The sequence below is a fragment of the Tomitella fengzijianii genome (genome assembly GCF_007559025.1).
GTDB classification, from domain to species: Bacteria; Actinomycetota; Actinomycetes; order Mycobacteriales; family Mycobacteriaceae; genus Tomitella; species Tomitella fengzijianii.
This window is the reverse complement of sequence record NZ_CP041765.1, coordinates 3542295-3559048: the sequence shown is the minus strand read 5'-3', so window position 1 is coordinate 3559048 and position 16754 is coordinate 3542295. Positions and strand designations below refer to the sequence as shown.

General features: G+C 68.8%; 15 protein-coding genes and 1 CRISPR repeat array. Of the genes, 3 read left to right on the top strand and 12 right to left on the bottom strand.

All coding sequences use genetic code 11. The features are described 5' to 3' along the window. The first annotated feature begins 450 nt into the window (after positions 1 to 450). Positions 451 to 1485 carry an IS30 family transposase gene (locus FO059_RS16135; protein WP_143905932.1) on the top strand — a complete coding sequence of 345 codons (1035 nt, stop codon included), beginning with the start codon at positions 451 to 453 and terminating at the stop codon, positions 1483 to 1485. Positions 1486 to 1543: 58 nt separating this feature from the next. Further along, positions 1544 to 2000: direct repeats of the CRISPR family, unit length 29 nt; unit sequence CGGATCATCCCCGCGTTCGCGGGGAGCAC. 58 nt (positions 2001 to 2058) lie between these two features. Here the strand turns inward: FO059_RS16135 and cas2e are convergent. The 12 genes from cas2e to FO059_RS16075 form a co-directional block, all read right to left on the bottom strand. Next, on the bottom strand, positions 2059 to 2400 hold the full coding sequence (gene cas2e, locus FO059_RS16130) for a type I-E CRISPR-associated endoribonuclease Cas2e (protein ID WP_143909976.1): 342 nt from the start codon (positions 2398 to 2400) through the stop codon (positions 2059 to 2061). After that, a complete protein-coding gene (gene cas1e, locus FO059_RS16125) occupies positions 2394 to 3350 on the bottom strand; it encodes a type I-E CRISPR-associated endonuclease Cas1e (RefSeq protein WP_199256982.1) in 957 nt (318 codons plus the stop codon). The genes cas2e and cas1e overlap by 7 nt, the downstream gene beginning before the upstream one ends. 22 nt (positions 3351 to 3372) lie before the next feature. Then, entirely contained in the window at positions 3373 to 4050 is a 678-nt protein-coding gene (cas6e, locus tag FO059_RS16120; protein ID WP_143909974.1) for a type I-E CRISPR-associated protein Cas6/Cse3/CasE, read from the bottom strand. Beyond that, positions 4050 to 4745, bottom strand: a complete 696-nt coding sequence (cas5e, locus tag FO059_RS16115) for a type I-E CRISPR-associated protein Cas5/CasD (protein WP_143909973.1) — start codon at positions 4743 to 4745, stop codon at positions 4050 to 4052. Before cas5e ends, cas6e begins: the two co-directional genes overlap by 1 nt. Further along, positions 4742 to 5881: a type I-E CRISPR-associated protein Cas7/Cse4/CasC gene (gene cas7e / locus FO059_RS16110; RefSeq protein WP_143909972.1), complete on the bottom strand. Its 1140-nt coding sequence runs from the start codon at positions 5879 to 5881 to the stop codon at positions 4742 to 4744. Before cas7e ends, cas5e begins: the two co-directional genes overlap by 4 nt. A 42-nt stretch (positions 5882 to 5923) precedes the next feature. Next, the gene (gene casB / locus FO059_RS16105) at positions 5924 to 6625 is read right to left on the bottom strand and encodes a type I-E CRISPR-associated protein Cse2/CasB (RefSeq protein WP_143909971.1); all 702 of its coding nucleotides are present in this window, start codon (positions 6623 to 6625) and stop codon (positions 5924 to 5926) included. Further along, positions 6622 to 8229: a type I-E CRISPR-associated protein Cse1/CasA gene (gene casA, locus FO059_RS16100; RefSeq protein WP_143909970.1), complete on the bottom strand. Its 1608-nt coding sequence runs from the start codon at positions 8227 to 8229 to the stop codon at positions 6622 to 6624. Before casA ends, casB begins: the two co-directional genes overlap by 4 nt. Next, positions 8219 to 11041 carry a CRISPR-associated helicase Cas3' gene (gene cas3 / locus FO059_RS16095; RefSeq protein ID WP_143909969.1) on the bottom strand — a complete coding sequence of 941 codons (2823 nt, stop codon included), beginning with the start codon at positions 11039 to 11041 and terminating at the stop codon, positions 8219 to 8221. Before cas3 ends, casA begins: the two co-directional genes overlap by 11 nt. A 602-nt stretch (positions 11042 to 11643) precedes the next feature. Next, positions 11644 to 12096, bottom strand: coding sequence for a nucleotidyl cyclase domain-containing protein (locus FO059_RS16090; protein ID WP_143909968.1), 453 nt, complete (start codon positions 12094 to 12096; stop codon positions 11644 to 11646). 85 nt (positions 12097 to 12181) lie between these two features. Then, entirely contained in the window at positions 12182 to 13345 is a 1164-nt protein-coding gene (locus FO059_RS16085) for an acyl-CoA dehydrogenase family protein (protein ID WP_372497947.1), read from the bottom strand. Positions 13346 to 13389: 44 nt separating this feature from the next. Beyond that, complete coding sequence (locus tag FO059_RS16080) at positions 13390 to 13917, bottom strand: hypothetical protein (protein WP_143909967.1); 528 nt, start codon at positions 13915 to 13917, stop codon at positions 13390 to 13392. 90 nt (positions 13918 to 14007) lie between these two features. Further along, positions 14008 to 14904 carry a pseudouridine synthase gene (locus FO059_RS16075; RefSeq protein WP_233266692.1) on the bottom strand — a complete coding sequence of 299 codons (897 nt, stop codon included), beginning with the start codon at positions 14902 to 14904 and terminating at the stop codon, positions 14008 to 14010. A gap of 268 nt (positions 14905 to 15172) precedes the next feature. Between FO059_RS16075 and FO059_RS16070 the strand changes: the two genes are divergently transcribed. Beyond that, positions 15173 to 15994: an enoyl-CoA hydratase/isomerase family protein gene (locus FO059_RS16070; protein WP_143909965.1), complete on the top strand. Its 822-nt coding sequence runs from the start codon at positions 15173 to 15175 to the stop codon at positions 15992 to 15994. Beyond that, positions 15991 to 16749 (top strand): SDR family NAD(P)-dependent oxidoreductase, encoded by a 759-nt coding sequence (locus FO059_RS16065; RefSeq protein WP_143909964.1) that lies wholly within the window; start codon positions 15991 to 15993, stop codon positions 16747 to 16749. Before FO059_RS16070 ends, FO059_RS16065 begins: the two co-directional genes overlap by 4 nt. Positions 16750 to 16754: the final 5 nt, after the last annotated feature.

Below are 16754 nucleotides of genomic sequence, written 5' to 3'. Positions count from 1 at the left end.
TAACGATAACTAATTACAAGGATAATCCCCGCGTTCGCGGGGAGCACTGGACTTGAAGCACGCGGATGATGTGGCCGCGAGGATCATCCCCGCGTTCGAGGGGAGCACTCTGATTCGGGCATCACGAAGGCGGGCACGTACGGATCATCCCCGCGTTCGCGGGGAGCACTTTCCTGCGCGCCGAACGGACAACACGCGGACCGGATCATCCCCGCGTTCGCGGGGAGCACCCGGAATGGTCGCAGCTCCTCTGGGACCTCGGCGGATCATCCCCGCGTTCGCGGGGAGCACATGCCCATCGCGCACACATGCAGGCCACGGTGGGGATCATCCCCGCGTTCGCGGGGAGCACATTTCCGCGCTCACCACGAGTACGGGGATCAACGGATCATCCCCGGCGGTGTCATAGCGTCGTAGCAATGATGCTGGTGACACGGTAGGAGTGGTGGGTTGGGGCGGCGGCAGCTGACGCTGGACGACAGAGTGCAGATCGCGGTCGGGATCAAGGCCGGTCTGTCCGACGCGGAGATCGGTGAGGACATCGGCCGGAACCCGACGGTGATCTGGCGCGAACGCAAACGCAACGCCAGCGCGGCCGGCGGCTACCGGCCAGTGGCCGCCGACCGCGCAGCACGAGGGCGCCGTAGCAGACCACAGACCCGCAAGATCGACGCGGACCCGCAGCTTGAGCTGCGGGTCCGCACCGATCTGCGCCACTCACGCACGCCCCGCCAGATCGCCGGCAGGTTGCACCGTGAAGCTACCGACGACAGCGTGGACACCATGGTGCATTCCCCTGACGCCGGAGGCCGAACCATCTCACACGAGGCCATCTACCAGTGGATCTACGCGCTGCCCAAGGGCGAGCTCGCCAAGTCCGGGATCCTGTTGCGCTCCAAGCGCACCCGCCGCAAGCCCCGTAAGGCGCTCGGCGAGCGCACCGGCGCGAAGATCGTCGGCATGGTCTCGATCGACGACCGGCCCGAGCAGGCCTCCGACCGCAGGGTTCCTGGATCGTGGGAAGGCGATCTGATCATCGGGAAGGGCGGCAAGTCCGCGGCCGCCACCTTGGTCGAGCGCACCAGCAGGTTCACCCTGATCTGCGGTCTTCCCGCAGGTAAGAACGCCGACGGCCTCGCAGATGTGCTCATCGATACGGTCAGCGGCATGCCCCGGCACATCCTCGGTTCCCTGACCTGGGATCAGGGGACCGAGATGGCCCGGCATGCCGCGCTGACCACGGCCACGGACCTGAAGGTGTACTTCGCTCATCCGCACTCGCCGTGGGAGCGCGGCACCAACGAGAACACGAACGGGCTGATCCGCGAGTACCTGCCGAAGGGCATCGAGATCACCGACCACCAGCCCTACCTGGACACGATCGCCGACGAGCTCAACGACCGGCCACGCGCGGTACTCGGCTTCCTCACCCCGCGGGAGGTGTTCACGAAGCTACTGGCCGAGCCGATTGCTTCCACGAGTTGACACTGCCCCCGCGTTCGCGGGGAGCACCCGTGGGGTGGTGAAGCGCAGTGAGTGACTACCGGATCATCCCCGCGTTCGCGGGGAGCACGTCTTTGAGTTTCAGAGTCCCATCACCACGGACGGATCATCCCCGCGTTCGCGGGGAGCACTACCCGTTGCGCGTCGACGGTTTGATCTTGTGCGGATCATCCCCGCGTTCGCGGGGAGCACAAGAACATCGCGCGCGCACGGGCTCTCGGCGACGGATCATCCCCGCGTTCGCGGGGAGCACGGTGCCACTCCCGATTACGTAATTGAAGCCTGGGGATCATCCCCGCGTTCGCGGGGAGCACCGTATCGAGAAGATAGTCGGCGCCCTCAAGATGGGATCATCCCCGCGTTCGCGGGGAGCACCGTCGGATGATCGGTGCGATGATCTTGTCCGTCGGATCATCCCCGCGTTCGCGGGGAGCACCTGGAGCGGACGCAGGTCATCGAAGAGGCCGCGGGATCATCCCCGCGTTCGCGGGGAGCACACTTGCTGACCAGTACGAATTCTATGTCATTACTGAATCGAGGAGCAGTTTGGATCTGCTACGAGTGGCGACGTCGTCGGGATGCGGTGCTCCATCCACGGCGAACCCGGCCTCGAGTTGCTTGAGTGTCCATCGGGCGGCTCATCAAGGTGATGCCGTCAAGGTCGACCGGCGTCCATTCGTGCCGGTGTGTCCGGAAGGCAAGCCCTTGCTCGTTGTCCTCGGGATAGACCATGATCACCTTCCCGTCTTTGACCAGATCGACCACTTGGCTCCACAGGTGTTCGCGCACGCGGTTGGAGACATGCCCTACGAACACGCCGGCACTGACCTCCATGAGCCACCGGGTCAGATGCCCCCGGAGGCCGGCAGGGCAGGCGGTGAGGATGAAAACTACCAAGGCACGTCTTCCTCGTAGTTGACTCCGCCCGCGACGCGGCCGACCCTGTCATCCCACAGTTCGAGGATCTCGGCCTCCGCTCCGGCACCGTCGTCGTCCGGCAGCAGAAGACGCCGTAGGTCGGCGACGCAACGGGAGATCACACGGTGTCCCTTCATCGCGTCACGCACTGCGCGTCGGGTGGCCGATGGAACGTCGATCGCGCCGGTATCTGCGTCGTCCCTTCGCGCTAGCAGGTCCGCGACCACCGAGAATGCGATCGGAATCGTGACGTCGGCCTTGTACAGATCAGCGATGTCGTAGACGAATGCGCGATCGTGCCCGGTGTGGACGAAGCCGAGCCCCGGCGAACAGCCCAGGCCCACGATCACCGCGTGCACCACGCCGTACAGGCTCGTATGCGCCGCCGACAGCGCCTGATTGATCTCGTCTGACGCAGCGAAATCCGCCGGGTCGTAATCGCGCCGATGCCACTCGACGCCGGTCCGCTCGGACTCGTCCCGGTAGATCCTCCGTACACGTGCATCCTCGCGGCCGCGTAGCTGGTGCATGCTGAGCCTGCCGACGTCTTCGCCCGGGAACCGCATCGAATACATCGCTCGTGCCACGGCAAGGCGCGATCGCGTATTCGACACAGCAGCAGCCTGCGCCTCCGGCATCCGGGTGGTACGCGAGAGGCCACGGCCATGCGCGTAATAGCGGATGCCGTGCTCACCCACCCACACGGCGGTGCTGCCGCTGTCGGCAAGCAGCACCATGGCTTGGTGAGTCACACGGGTGCCGGGGCCGAGCAGCAGTGTGCCCAGTGACGCTGCGGGGATGTGCACTACGCCGCGGTCGTCCGTCGCGGTGATCGCGTTCGAATCGCGTCCGATCGTGCATCGTTCCACGTAAACGAACGAAAGTCGATCTTCGACTCTGGTCAGCTCCTGCGGCCGGGCGGGCCTCATGCCGGGTGTGTTCACTGCCGCCTCATCCGACCGGGGCCAAGGTCATCAGGCCGCAGCCGTAGGCCTTCGCCCGGCCGATGCCGTGACAGAGCGCCATGCGCAGCGCGTCGGGATCAGTGACTTCGAGAACGCCGTCGAAGCGCGCCGTGCCGACCTCGACGCTGGATCCGGAGCGCCGGAACCGCCGCGTCTGCCGGTCGGCGACCATCATCGGCCCCGGAAAACCCGAACCGTCCCCCTCGGCGGCGGGCGCGGTCAGGCTGAACCCGTGCAGCTCTGCCTTGCGCAGCAGCCAATGCTCCTGCTGCGCCACCGTCACGTGCGCGAAAACCTTGGTGACACCACGAGAATCCTTGCCGCGATGGGTCGGGTTGCCGACGAGACGGAAGTTGTACTGGTCGCCGGCACAGAGCCCGTCGAGCAGGGGGCGGTAGTCGCGGGTGTGCCAGGCGTCCGCGGTGCTCCACCCGGCCTGCTCTTTGAGGTGCACGAGGCACGGCTCGTGTGGGCTGGCGATGAAGAGCGCCACCTGCTCGGGTGCCGGCCTGTCGACCCGCCACAGCACGCGGCCCCGAGGCGTCGTGGTCTCGGTGCCCGGAGGGAAGCCCGCCATGACCGCCGCGTGCATTGCCTGCGGAGATCCGAGGAGCTTCATGGCTCCGCGCCGGCGTGGATTGAGGAACATGCGGGTCAGGTACATCAGGCTCCCCCGAGGAGTGCGAGTGGATCGTGGACGGCGCGCCTGCCGAGCGGGTTGTCAAACTGGTCGGTCCGCTCGTGATGGACCTCCCGCCAGCCGTACTCACGGTGCCGCGGATCGAAACTGAAGGGAAGGTCGCGCACTACCTCGTGCTTGTCTTCTTCCGGCAGCGGATCGCGGACGATCGGCAGTGACACCTGCCTGGATTGGCGTCTCCGATACCACTCGGCGGCATGCCACGGGTGCGTACGCAGGAGCTCGGGCATCGGCGTGTCGACGACCTCGCCGCGGATCGGCCCGGCGGGCGGGTAAGACCTCCGGCCGAGGAACAGCGGGAACTTCGGGTTCTGGAGTGCGCCTGCGAGCCCGCCGATGACCTCGTCGGGGCCCTCAACCGCGGCCAGGAACAAGGCGTCTGCGAGGTAGAAGCGGTAGGAGAGCTTCGAGTGCGGCTCGCCGTGCGGCTTGGCGGTTTGGAAATCGCGCTCGAGCGAGCCCTGCTGGTCGGTGCGCACGCCGAAGCGCAGTTGGGCGAGGTCTTCGATCGGGTCGGTGCGCCGACGACCGAGCGCTGCCCCCAGCAACCCCACGATGCCGCTCTTGGTGGGGACCGGTCCGGTTTCACGCCGGGAAAACCGGCTCGACCCGCCCCACGCTTGCATCGGTCCGCGCAACGGGATCACCAGGGTGGTCACGCCGGCACCGCCGCCCGGTCGCCGATCGTGGCGACGGTGCGCTCGATCATTGAGGGAAGATCAACCAGCTCGGCCCGCTGCGCGAGTGCCTCACTCAGCTCGTCGGAATCGGCCATGCCCACAGCGAGGGCGTACTGGGCGTGCGGTGCGGTGCGGTATGCGTCGTCCTGCCGCGCGGCGTACTCCACCAGTGTCTGGGCGGCGCGGAGCATCCGGCCGTCGTTCGACTCGATCGGCGTCTCGAACGCGCCGACGAGGTTGACGGGCTGATCGTCACGGATCGTCACCATGACGAAGTCGGGACGGGTGCGGTTGGCGAAGGTGTTCTGCTTGCCGGTAGGCATCGAGGTGACGAACGCGGTGAGGAACGCGTCCACGGCGCGTGCTGCCGCCTCGACCGAGCCGAGGGACTTCGCCAGCTCATCGACATCGATGGTGGCGTACCGGTAGAGGGTAGACGAATTGAACTCGACGGTGCCGATCATCCCGGCGCCGGCGTGGTCCTCGCTGCCGTTGTCATCGACTGCGGTGAAGTAGTCGAACTCGTTCTGTACGCCGTGCACGCTGATCGCGTGTGCCACCTGGCAGCACGCGTCGACATTAAGATCGGGCGCATCGGCCACCATTCGGCCGAACAGCGCCAGGTCGATGCTGTTGCCCTCCTGGAGTACCGCCTTCGCCGCCTTCTTCTCGATCCTGGCGCTGGACGCGCCCGCCTCGACGGCCAGCGCGGCCAGCCCTTCGATCTGGCGGCGAGCGAGGAACAGCAGGTAACCGGTGGCGGCCTGCTCTTCCTGTTCCTCCGACTTCTTCGCCTTCTTGGCGGGCGTAACTTTGATGCCGGTCGCAGCCAGCACCTCCTCAGCGAGCTTCGGCGCGTTCTCCAGGTGGGGGGAGAGCTCGGTGATTTTCATGGCGATCTTCTCGACGACGAACTTGGTGCGCTCGCCCAGCTCGGACTCGTCGAGATGGTCGTGGAAAGCCTGGCGGGTCGCGCGCTTCCACGCCTGGCTGGACACGCGGGCACGCCGCACGCCGCCATAGACGGCGCTCTTGGGGCTGCCGGTGTCGTCGCGGTTGACGTTCGACGGCGGCAGGGTCTGCAGGATGTGGACGTCGATGAGGCTGCGGTTCATGATGTTTGGCTCCTGTATGCGGGTGAGTCGGGTGGTATTCGGTCAGGCAGGCTGCGGTGCGGACTCCGTCTTGTCGGCGCGCGCGGCAGGCCGAATGCTCCGATGGAACTGGCGGGCCCACCGGAGCCGCACCGCGTCGGCGTGGGCGGGGTCTTGCAGCCGGGCCAGGTCTTCGGCGAAGGTGCCGTAGTCGAAACCGATCGACTCACGGCGCATCAGCTGGACCAGCCCCCGTGCGTGATGCAGCTGCTCGTCGAGGTTGTCGGCGGTGGCCAGCGCGTTGAAGCGGCGCAGCACCGGCATCGCCAGTTCGGCCGCGTCTTGCGGATTGGCCAGCCGGCGGATCGCCGTGCCGAATCCCTCGCCGTCGACGTGCATCGGACGGTCCTTTGACTGCTGGTGAACGGCGTACAGAGTTGCCGCGGCGTGGACGGCACGCTCGTCGGGTGACGGGTCGTCACCTTTGCCGAAACAGTGCTCGGGGAGGTCCTCGAAGAGGAACTCCCACACGGCCGGGTCGGCGCCCACAGGATGCTGCACCGCGCGGCGAAGGCGCGCCAGCGTGGCATTGGACCAGGAATCGCCGCCGCGGGCGAGGGCACGCTTCTGCAGGACGTGGATCAGCCGGGAGGCGTGCCGGCCAAGGTCGGTGCGCGGCTTTTGCAGGCGCCGCACCTTCTGCGCGATGTCAGCGGTGCCGAGTTCTGCCGATTTGCCCGTCGACTGGGGCGATGGTGATGTCATGCGGGACGCTCCTCGGTGGGGGTGAACGGTAGGATCGACGCGAGCGTCCTGCGGAAACGGGCGTCGGCGTGGCCGACGGTGAGAGGTTTTCCGTCGTGCTCACGGCCGATCCAGGCCGCCGGACCGGCCGCGGCGATGATGACGTCGGACTCGGCGCGGATGAGCGCGCCGCAACGATCGGACCACTGGCGATCCAGTGCTGCGACGTCCGAGTCGGGGCGCACCGTCGAGACCCATTCGCGGAATGCGGAATCGAGTGCGTGATAGCCGCTGGCGCGCGCCCGTTGCGCTGCGGGTCCACGCTCGCCGCCCGATGCGATCGCGATGTCGCCGCCGAGCGATGCCAAGGCACTGACGGCCCTGTCGGCGTGCTCGACGGCCTGGAGGACCGCGAGCTTCTGCGGTACATCACCGGGTTGAGCGATCACGGGGTGGAAGACGAGGTCGTCTGCGATGAGATTGCCGTAGCTGGAGCTCTGCGCGCCGTATTCGATGCCCACCGCGCAGGCACGGATGAGCATCTCGCGGGGGAGGATTCCCGCCGCGACGAGATCGCCGGCCCAGGTGACCACGGTGGGCGGCACACTGGCTGCGACGTGAGTCTTGTTCTCCCTGCCGCTGCGCTCCCCTCCGCTGAGAATCGTTGCCAGCCCGCGCCAGAACGAGCGCTCCGGATCATGCGCGCGCGGCATGTAGACCGTCGACTTGAACTTCTTCGACTGCGGTTCGGAGTAGCGCCAGGCAGTCATCGGCTCGTTGCGGATTTGGGAGGTGTAGGGGACGGGGTCGCCGTTGCACACGAGCACCGCGTCGACCGCGTCGTCTGTTCGGAAGAGCCGGATGCGGCGCTGCGGCCAGGTGAACAGCCCGGCCGGGCCCCGCGGCCGTATCGCGTGCGGGGGGCGCGGCGCGGCGGTGAGGGGCTTATGTTCCCACACCGGCAGGTCGTCGTCGCGCAGCTCGTCCTCGAGTACGAGATTGAGCAGCAATGTGTGGTGCAGAGAGTCGCCTTCGACGACGACTCCGCCCAGCCAACCGGCCCATCCGATTCCCATCGGGTAGCCTTTGCCACCCTTGACTCGTGGGTCGCCGACGGCGCCCGTCTTGATTCCGGAAAAGTCGTAGGCCTGGCAGTGCGCCAACCAGCGGGCGGCCTCGGCGAAGGTCAGGGAGTCGACGGCCGATCGCATCGTGAACAGCGGCTCGCCGCGGGGCGCGTCCGGCAGGAGCAGTCTGACATCGCCCTGTGCACCCGACGGTGAGGCGAGGTCGGCTACCTGCATGAAGGGCGCATGGTCGTCGAACAACTCGAACCGGTCATGCCACTGGTCGAGGTAGGCGTCGACCTGATCCAGCGGAAGTCCCGGGGCCTCCCAAAGTTCTTCGGCTACCGTGGTTGGCGCGCTGTCGATCTCGTATGCCACCGCGCGGTACAACACGGCGAGCGCGATCCGCAGCACCGCGAAGTCCTGGGTGGGCAATTCCCCGGCGAGGCGACGAATGCGCGGCGCCTCCGCGAACAGCGTCCGCAGCGAGACGGTGTCGGCCTCGCCTCCGATCCGTCGTACGACGATCCACGGTTCGTCGATGAGGTTAAACGTCACTGGTCCTCCTGCATTTTTTCACGATGAGCCCACGGCGCACGTCGTAGGCCACGTCGAAGCCGGCGACTACGGCACGGAGATCCTCGTCCAGCACCAGCGCGAGTGCGCCGCCGAGCCATCGCGAGTTCTGCCAAGAGTCGATCTTGTTCTCTTCGAGGGCGTCGATGACGGCGTCACCGAGCTTCCCGTCGCCCATGTAGGCGGGGAAGCGCACAGTCCATCGGGCGATCGTGCGGGCGAGGTCGTCATCGACGACGGTCGCCGATTCCAGCGGCATACCGGCGAGCTCGCCCGCCCACGGCGGGCCCACGATGGCGCCGGAGATGCGCTGCACCACGATCACCTCGAGCGCGTCGGCGGCGTCGCGCACCTGCGCCTGGCTGAGCGCGTCGTCGGAGCCTTCGGCGCCGCGCAGGCTGTTCCATCCGCGCATGTTCCCGCCGCGTTTGGGGGCGGCGATGCGGAAGACCTTCGCCCTGGAGACCTGGTCCGCCACGCGATCGCGATCCCGGTCCTCGGCCTTCGCCCAAGCTGCCCGCCAGTCGGCAGGAGGCTCGAGCCCCTCGTCGTAGGCGAACCGAACCAGCCCGGGGACATCGGCGGGCGAGAGGATGAGCGGCCCGTGTGCGTCGAGGCAGGCGACGGAACGCAGCAGTGCGATCGTCGGGTAGACCGAAGTGAGCCCAGGCGCGAATCGTGGGTCTCCCTGCACGGAGCGGCGTGTCCCGGTGATCACGAGCCGAGCACGCTCCATCCCGCGGGGGCGTGACTCCCGTGCGTGGCGGTGGAGCCGACCTGCACGCTGGATGACGAGATCGAGCGGCGCGATGTCAGTGAACATCAGGTCGAAATCGAGGTCGAGCGACTGCTCCACAACCTGCGTCGCGACTACAACGAGGCGTTTGGGGCGAGAGTCGCCTGCGTCTGGCCCCAGCCCGGTCCGCAACCGGTTCTCAATGCGGGCGCGCTCCTGCGCGACGAACCGGGAATGGAGCAGTACGACATCGTCGCCGAGTACGGTCTGGAGGGCGCCGAAAACAGCCTGCGCGCGCCTGACTGTGTTGCACACGACCGCGATGCACCCGCTGTCGGCTGCCGCGACGGCGACGTCGGAGGCGAGGGCGGCAGCATCGTCGGCGCCATCCGAGTCGTTTGCCTCGTGCCACTCGACTTGGTACTGGACCCGACGGGACGAAGGTTCGACGGCGACGGACGCGGCTCCTGCCGGGGCGGTGACCGTGATCAGCGGATAGCCGGCGGCGTCGGCGCTTGCCTGGTAGGCGCCGCTGGGAACCTTGCGCCCGCGGCCCTTGTTGTAGGCGGTCAGCAGCTCGGTGCGTTGAGCGGGCGGAAGGGTGGCAGAAAGCGCGATCACCGGCACCCCGTAGGCGGCGAGCCACTCCAGCGCCCGGTGCAGGTACTGGGACATGAATGCGTCGGCAGCATGGATTTCGTCGAGCACCACAACCTTGCCCGCCATGCCCAGGTGGCGCAGCATGACGTGCCGGGAGCTCAGGGCCGAAAACAGGATCTGGTCGATGGTGCAGACGACGAAGTCGGCGAGCGCCGCCGACTTGCGGCCCGACAGCCACCAGTGTGCGACGACTTCACCGCCGCAGCGGTCCGTGCCCTCGCCGATACCGGTCGAGCGGAATCCACGCCGCCCCAGCAGACCCTGGTACTGATCGTTGAACTGGGCACGGCCGTGCGAGAGGGCGAGCGATGCCCTCGTGTCGGAAGGCATCGTCGTCGGCAGCCATCGGGCGATGGTCGGGAACATGCCATCCGACGTGGCGCAGGTGGGCAGGGCGAACTGGAGGCCGCCGAGACCGAATCGCGCCGCGAGAACTTCGGCAGCCGCGAGTGCCGCGAATGTCTTGCCCTCGCCGGTGGGTGCCTCGATGATCATCAGCTCGGCGCCGGCGCATGCTCGAGCGACGTCGACAGCCGCAGCCTGGACCGGGCGAACACGGCCGGCGGAGAGGCCGAATCGGGACCTTAACAGCTCGTCTGCTTCGTGCGGTGGTTCGGGCGACCAGGGGGCAGGGAAGCGGAGGTCGCGTACCGCAGCATCGGCGCGCTCTTCGGAGGTGCGGGCCCCGTCGGTGAGGGGGAACCAGCGCTCATTGGAGGCGAGCCAGTCGGCCATGATCGTGAATCCGGTGAGCAGCACCTGCACCTGCTGGGGAAGCGGCTTCTTCGCGAACGTGGCGATGTCGTCCACAGTGATTCCCGCGAGAGTGGTCGCAAAGTCCGCCAGTTCCCATTGCGTGTCGCGCCAGGTCTGGGACTCGCCGGTGAAGAGGGTGCCGGGCATCGCCCGAGTGTCGTCGCCGCCGTCGGGGTACACACCGTGATGGCCGCCCGATGCGGCCGCATAGGTCCATGCCCGGGTGGCCTTCACGCCGCGCTCCTCGAGCCACGCGGTCCACAGCGTGAAGCCGGCGAGCGAGTGCGGCACGACCTTGCGTCCGCCGTCCCCGATCCCGATGCGGACCTCGAGGTCCATCTCGATCATGCGGTCGCACAGCGCCGGGGCCTGGATCGCGAAGGCGGGGGTGCACTTGCCGAGGTCGTGGCCGCCCGCCATCCACACCGCGACCCTGCGCGCGCGGTCTTCGTCGCCGATGGCGTCGATGACGAGCCGCCGCACCGCGGGAGAGAGGAACTCATCCCAGAGAAGCCCGGCGATCGCGGCGGAGTCGGCCATGTGGCGGGCGAGTGGAGCCCAGTTGCCGTCACGATCGGACTTCGCCCACGCGGAACTCGCTGGGGCGGAAAGAGTCGAACTTGTCGTACCCGGCTGATACATCTGTGACCTGCCTCTCTTGGGGGCGTGAGATCACGGTATAGCGAGTAGTCAACTAAGTCAATGGATTGAGCCTGGATAGGGAAAACATTATTTGTCAGGACGATGACTGCCGTCAAATTGCCGCTTGGCTACCGCGGGATCTCAGGGGAGGATGGGATGGCTGTAGTAGTAGCCCTCTCCCCGGACGCCTGGGGGTGATCCGGTTTTTCCCATGCAGGGCCACCAGGAAACAGCGTGTTCCCCGTCACGGCGGGGATGGGCCGCCAAGGCGATAAGGGCGAACGGGACGCTGCGTCACAAAGCGAGCCAGTTAGCTACTGCCAGTGCACGGCCCCGGGTGAAGGTCGGCTGCCAGTGCCTCGACGTGACCACCGGCCCCCTGGCATACCGCCGCGCAGCACCCCGACAACCCCGTGCCCGGCGATCCTGGTGCGCACCTCGGCAATCCCGGCATCTCTCAGACGGTCGGCGACGTGGCTGCGGTGTGCGTCTGCCGATTCGACAGTTTCATGAGCGTCGTGCAGACGATTTAGTCAGCGGTCTGCCTCATCCCCTACACATGCGGCGAGCACCTCTGTCGCTCTCCCGCGGCACGCATTCGCCTACCGCGCCACGGGAATGGGCGCGGTGGTCGGGCCGGCGTCGTCGTCCGGCGGGGTCGCCGCCCGTGCGCGGGCGATCAGCAGCCGCGCCGGCTCGTAGCCGCCGGTGGTGATGGCGACGTCCACGGTGGCCGTCACCCCCGCGCGGCCCAGCAGTGCGGATGCCAGCTCGGCCGCACGCGTGATGATCGTGGCCGGCCGCGCGATGGTGAGCACCGCGTACTCGCGCCGGCCGAGCCGCCCGAGCACGTCGCCGTCCCGCATGTGCCGGGTGATCACGGACGCCTCCGGCGGCTGCAGCGACGCGGGAGCGGAGGGGCCGCCGTCGCGCGCGGTGCCGACCCAGGAGACGTGGATGATGCCCACCCTGTCGAGGGCGCGGGCGGGCGGCTCGAGCGCCGTCTCGACGCACTCGAGGAACCGGCGGGCGGAGACGGGGTGCCGCGCGCTCATCGAGCCACCTCCAGGATGCGCCCCACCTCAAGGGGTGCCACCTGCGATTATAGGCGCGCTTTGCCAGGGCGGCCCCGTCCCGCCGCTACAGCCCGCCGCGCGCCACCAGCTGCGCGCTGATCACGTTGCGCTGGATCTCGTTGGTGCCCTCGCCGACGATCATCAGCGGCGCGTCGCGGAAGTAGCGCTCCACGTCGTACTCGGTGGAGTACCCGTAGCCGCCGTGGACGCGGACGGCGGACAGCGCGATCTCCATGGCCGATTCGGAGGCGAACAGCTTGGCCATGCCCGCCTCCATATCGCAGCGCTCGCCGGCGTCGTACTTCTCGGCGGCGAAGCGGGTGAGCTGACGCGCCGCGGTGAGCTTGGTCGCCATGTCGGCCAGCAGATTCCCCACTGCCTGGTGCTTGTGGATGGGCACGCCGAAGCTCTCCCGCTGCTGCGCGTAGGCCAGGGCGTCCTCGAACGCGGCGGATGCCACGCCGAGCGCCCGCGCCGCCACCTGCAGGCGCCCGGTCTCGAGGCCCTTCATCATCTGCCCGAACCCGCGGCCGGGCTCGCCGCCCAGCACGGACGAGGCCGGCGTGCGGTACCCGTCGAACACCAGCTCGCACGTCTCGACGCCCTTGTATCCCAGCTTGGGCAGCTCCCGCGAGACGGTGAGGCCCGGCCCGTGCTCGACGAGCAGCACCGAGATGCCGGTGTGCCGCGGCACCGCCGCCGGGTCGGTCTTGCACAGCAGCGCGATGAGCCCGGACCGCTTGGCATTGGAGATCCAGGTCTTGGCGCCGGAGACCACCAGCTCGTCGCCCTCGGCGCGCGCGACGGTGGTCATGGCCTGCAGGTCGGATCCGCCGCCCGGCTCGGTGAGCGCCATCGTCGCGCGCAGCTCGCCGGTGGCCATGCGCGACAGGTAGCGGCGGCGCTGCTCCTCGGTACCGAAGAGGTCGAGGAGCTTCGCCACCACGGTGTGCCCGCCCATCGCCCCGGCCAGGCTCATCCAGCCGCGGGCCAGCTCCTCGGTGACCCGCACGTAACACGGCATCGAGACGGGGGTGCCGCCGTACTCCTCGGGCACCGCGAGCCCGTAGATCCCCAGCTCCTTCATCTGCTCGATCCACCGCTCGGGGTACTCGTCGGCGTGCTCCACGTCGCGCACCGAGGGTTTGACGTCGCGGTCGATGAACCGGCGCACGGTGTCGACCAGCATCCGCTCGTCGTCGTCGAGGTCTGCCAGGTACTCGGACATGGTCTGCTCCTCCGGTGCGGTGAGGCGGGATGCGGCGGCGTACGTCAGGCGCGCACCTCGGCGCGGGCCGCGTCCACCAGCGCGGTCTTGCGCTCCTGGTAGGTGGCGCTGAACGCCTCGCCGTCGGCCACCCCGTCCATGGCGCTGTACGTCACGTGGGTGAAGACGGACTCCGCGGCGTCGAGTACGGCCTTCGGCGCCCGCACGCGCAGCTCGTTGTGGATGCCCGCGAGAGTCATGATCGACTCGGCCAGCCGCCGCATGGCCGGCTGCCCGGACTGCAAAGCGTCCTCGAGTTCGGTGTCCGCCAGCTCCTTCTGGTCGACGGCCAGCAGGGCGTTGTGCGCGGTGTCGGCGGCGTCGATGAACCGCACCGTCGCGCCAGTGACGTCGGCGCCCGGGTTCGTGCTGCGCGTCTTCCCGTGGCCCGCCGCGCGCCGGTCGGCGCGGCGCCGACGTCTGCCGAGCACGAGCCCCAGCAGGACGCCCACGATCAGCCCGACGACGATGCCGATCAGCCCGGCCGCCCACAGCGTGGTGGAGGTCTGCAGCAGATCGGTCAGGGCGTCCATGGCCGCATGGTAGCAACACGCACGTGACCAGTGTGAACAGTGAGACCAATGTGATAGAGCAGTGTCGCGGTCGGCGCCAGTGGGCGAGCGCTACCACAACTCCAGCGCGCGTTCGCTGACGAACCGCCGCCGGGCCCCGGTGAACGGGTCGGTGAACTCCAGGGACCGCGCCAGCAGTTGCAACGGGCGTGAGAAGTCCGGCCGCGCAGCGTCATCGCCGTCGGCGGGATCCGGGTCCGGATCGGTGCCGTACAGCGGGTCCCACATGATCGGTGCGCCGATCGACGCCAGGTGCACCCGGATCTGGTGCGTCTTCCCCGTCGCGGGGCGCACCCGCACGCGGACGTGCTCCCCGCCGGGTGCGCGCTCCACCGCGGTCTCGGCGTTCGGCGCGCCCGGCGTCTCATAGGCGCGGTGCACGCCGCGGTCTTTGACGATCCGGCTGCGCAGCACCGCCGGCAGTGGGACGGACGGGGGCGCGGCGCACACCGCCTCGTAGGTCTTGCGCACCTCTCCGGCCGCGAAGAGCTCCTGGTAGGCGCGCCGCACGCCGGGATCCACGGTGAACACGAGCACCCCGGCGGTGAGCCGGTCCAGCCGGTGCGCCGGGGCCACGGCGTCGATCCCGGTGCTGCGCCGCAGCCGCACCAGTGCCGTCTCCGCGATGTGCCGGCCGCGCGGCATCGACGCCAGGAAATGCGGCTTGTCCACCACCAGCAGCCGCTCGTCGCGGTGGAGGACCCGCAGCCCGAAGGGCACCGGGTCTTCGCGCGGTGGGTCGCGGTAGTAGAAGACCTCGGCCCCCGGCTCAAATGGCGTCCGGGCGGTGACCGGCACGCCGTCGGCGTCGACCACCTCGCCGGCGGCGATCTTCTCCGCGATCCGATCGGCGTCGACGGGGAAGCGCGCCGCCAGGTATGCGGCGATCGTGGCGGGTGGGGCGGACTCGGCGGCGGCCCCTGGTGCCCGTCCGATCTCCGGCGGCATCCGCACCCGGCTGGGGCCCGTCCCGTCGCGCACGGGCAGGGGCGGCCTGCGGCGCTGCGAGCGGGGACGGCGGGGCACCTCGTCAGGGTAGATGCCGGCGTACCCGCCGCGTGCGGTCGTCGACTCGGCGCCCCTTGACGGATCCGGCGTGACGGGGTTCACTAAGAGTGAGTGAATGGGCATTCACCTCAAGTGAGCGCAGGTTCAACATGGCGGATGACGATGCGCCGCACGGCGCACCCGACTCGGCGGATCAGGAAGGGGCACCATGGATTACTCCGACTACAACCAGCTCACCTTCGAGCGGCGGGACAACGGCGTCCTGCTCATCACCCTCAACCGGCCGGAGAAGTACAACGCCACCGATGAGGAGATGCACGGGGAGCTGGCCCGCGTGTGGCACGACGTCGCCAAGGACAAGGAGACGCGCGCGGTCGTGGTCACCGGCGCGGGCAAGGCGTTCTCCGCGGGCGGCGACCTGGCGATGGTCGAGCGTCTGGCGGGCGACCACGATGCCGTCGCGCACATGCTCGACGAGATGAGCGAGATGGTCTACGGGATCGTCAACTGCGACAAGCCGGTGGTCTCCGCCATCAACGGCGTCGCCGTGGGCGCCGGCACCGTGGTGGGCCTGCTGGCGGACATCTCCATCGTCGCCGAGGACGCCAAGATCGGCGACGGCCACGTCAAGCTTGGCGTGGCGGCGGGCGACCATGCCGCCATCGTCTGGCCGCTGCTGGCCAGCCTGGCCAAGGCCAAGTACTACCTGCTCACCGGGGAGATGGTCACCGGCGCGGAGGCCGAGCGGATCGGCCTGGTCTCCAAGGCACTGCCGCGCGAGCAGGTGCTGGACGAGGCACTGCGCGTGGCCGACGTGCTGGGCACCGGCTCGCAGAAGGCGATCCGGTGGACCAAGCGGGCGCTGAACAGCTGGGTGCGCGACGCCGGACCCATCTTCGACCAGTCCGCGGCCTACGAGATGCTCAGCTTCATGACGCCGGACGTCGTCGAGGGCTACACGGCGCTGCGGGAGAAGCGCGCACCGCGGTTCCCCTCGGCAGCAGCGGATGCCGAGGAGGGCCAGCGATGAGCGAACGCACCGTTTCGGACAGCACCGCCCCCGACATCGCCGTCGTCACCGGAGCGGGTTCCGGCATCGGCCGCGCCATCGCCCTGCGGCTGGCCGCGGGCGGCGCGCGGGTGGTGGCCGCCGACCTCGACGAGGCCGGCGCCGCCGCGACGGCCGAGCACCACCCGGAGCTGATCACGGTGATGGGCGTGGACATCGCCGACCGAGGCAGGGTCGACGCCCTGCGTGACAGGGTGCTCGACGAGGTGGGCGTGCCCACGATCCTCGTCAACGCCGCGGGCTGGGACGTCGTCGCGCCGTTCCTGGAGGCGGACGCGGAGTTCGCGCAGAAGGTCACGGCCATCAACTATCTGGGCCCGGTCAACATGTGCAGCGCGTTCCTGCCCGCCATGTCCGAGGCCGGCCGCGGCCGCGTCGTCAACCTGGCCAGCGACGCCGGGCGCGTCGGCAGCGCGGGGGAGACCATCTACGCGGGTGCCAAGGGCGGGGTCATCGCGCTGACCAAGTCGCTGGCCCGCGAGATGGCCCGCTCCGGCATCACCGTCAACTGCGTGTGCCCCGGGCCCACCGACACCCCGCTGTTCGGTTCGCTGCCGGAGAAGCTGCGGGGCGCGCTGGTCAAAGCGATCCCGTTCCGCCGGCTCGCGCAGCCGGAGGAGGTCGCCGCGGCGGCGGCGTTCTTCGTCTCCCCCGAGACCACCTACATCACAGGCCAGACGCTGAGCGTCAGCGGCGGCCTCACCATGGCCGGGTAGAAAGA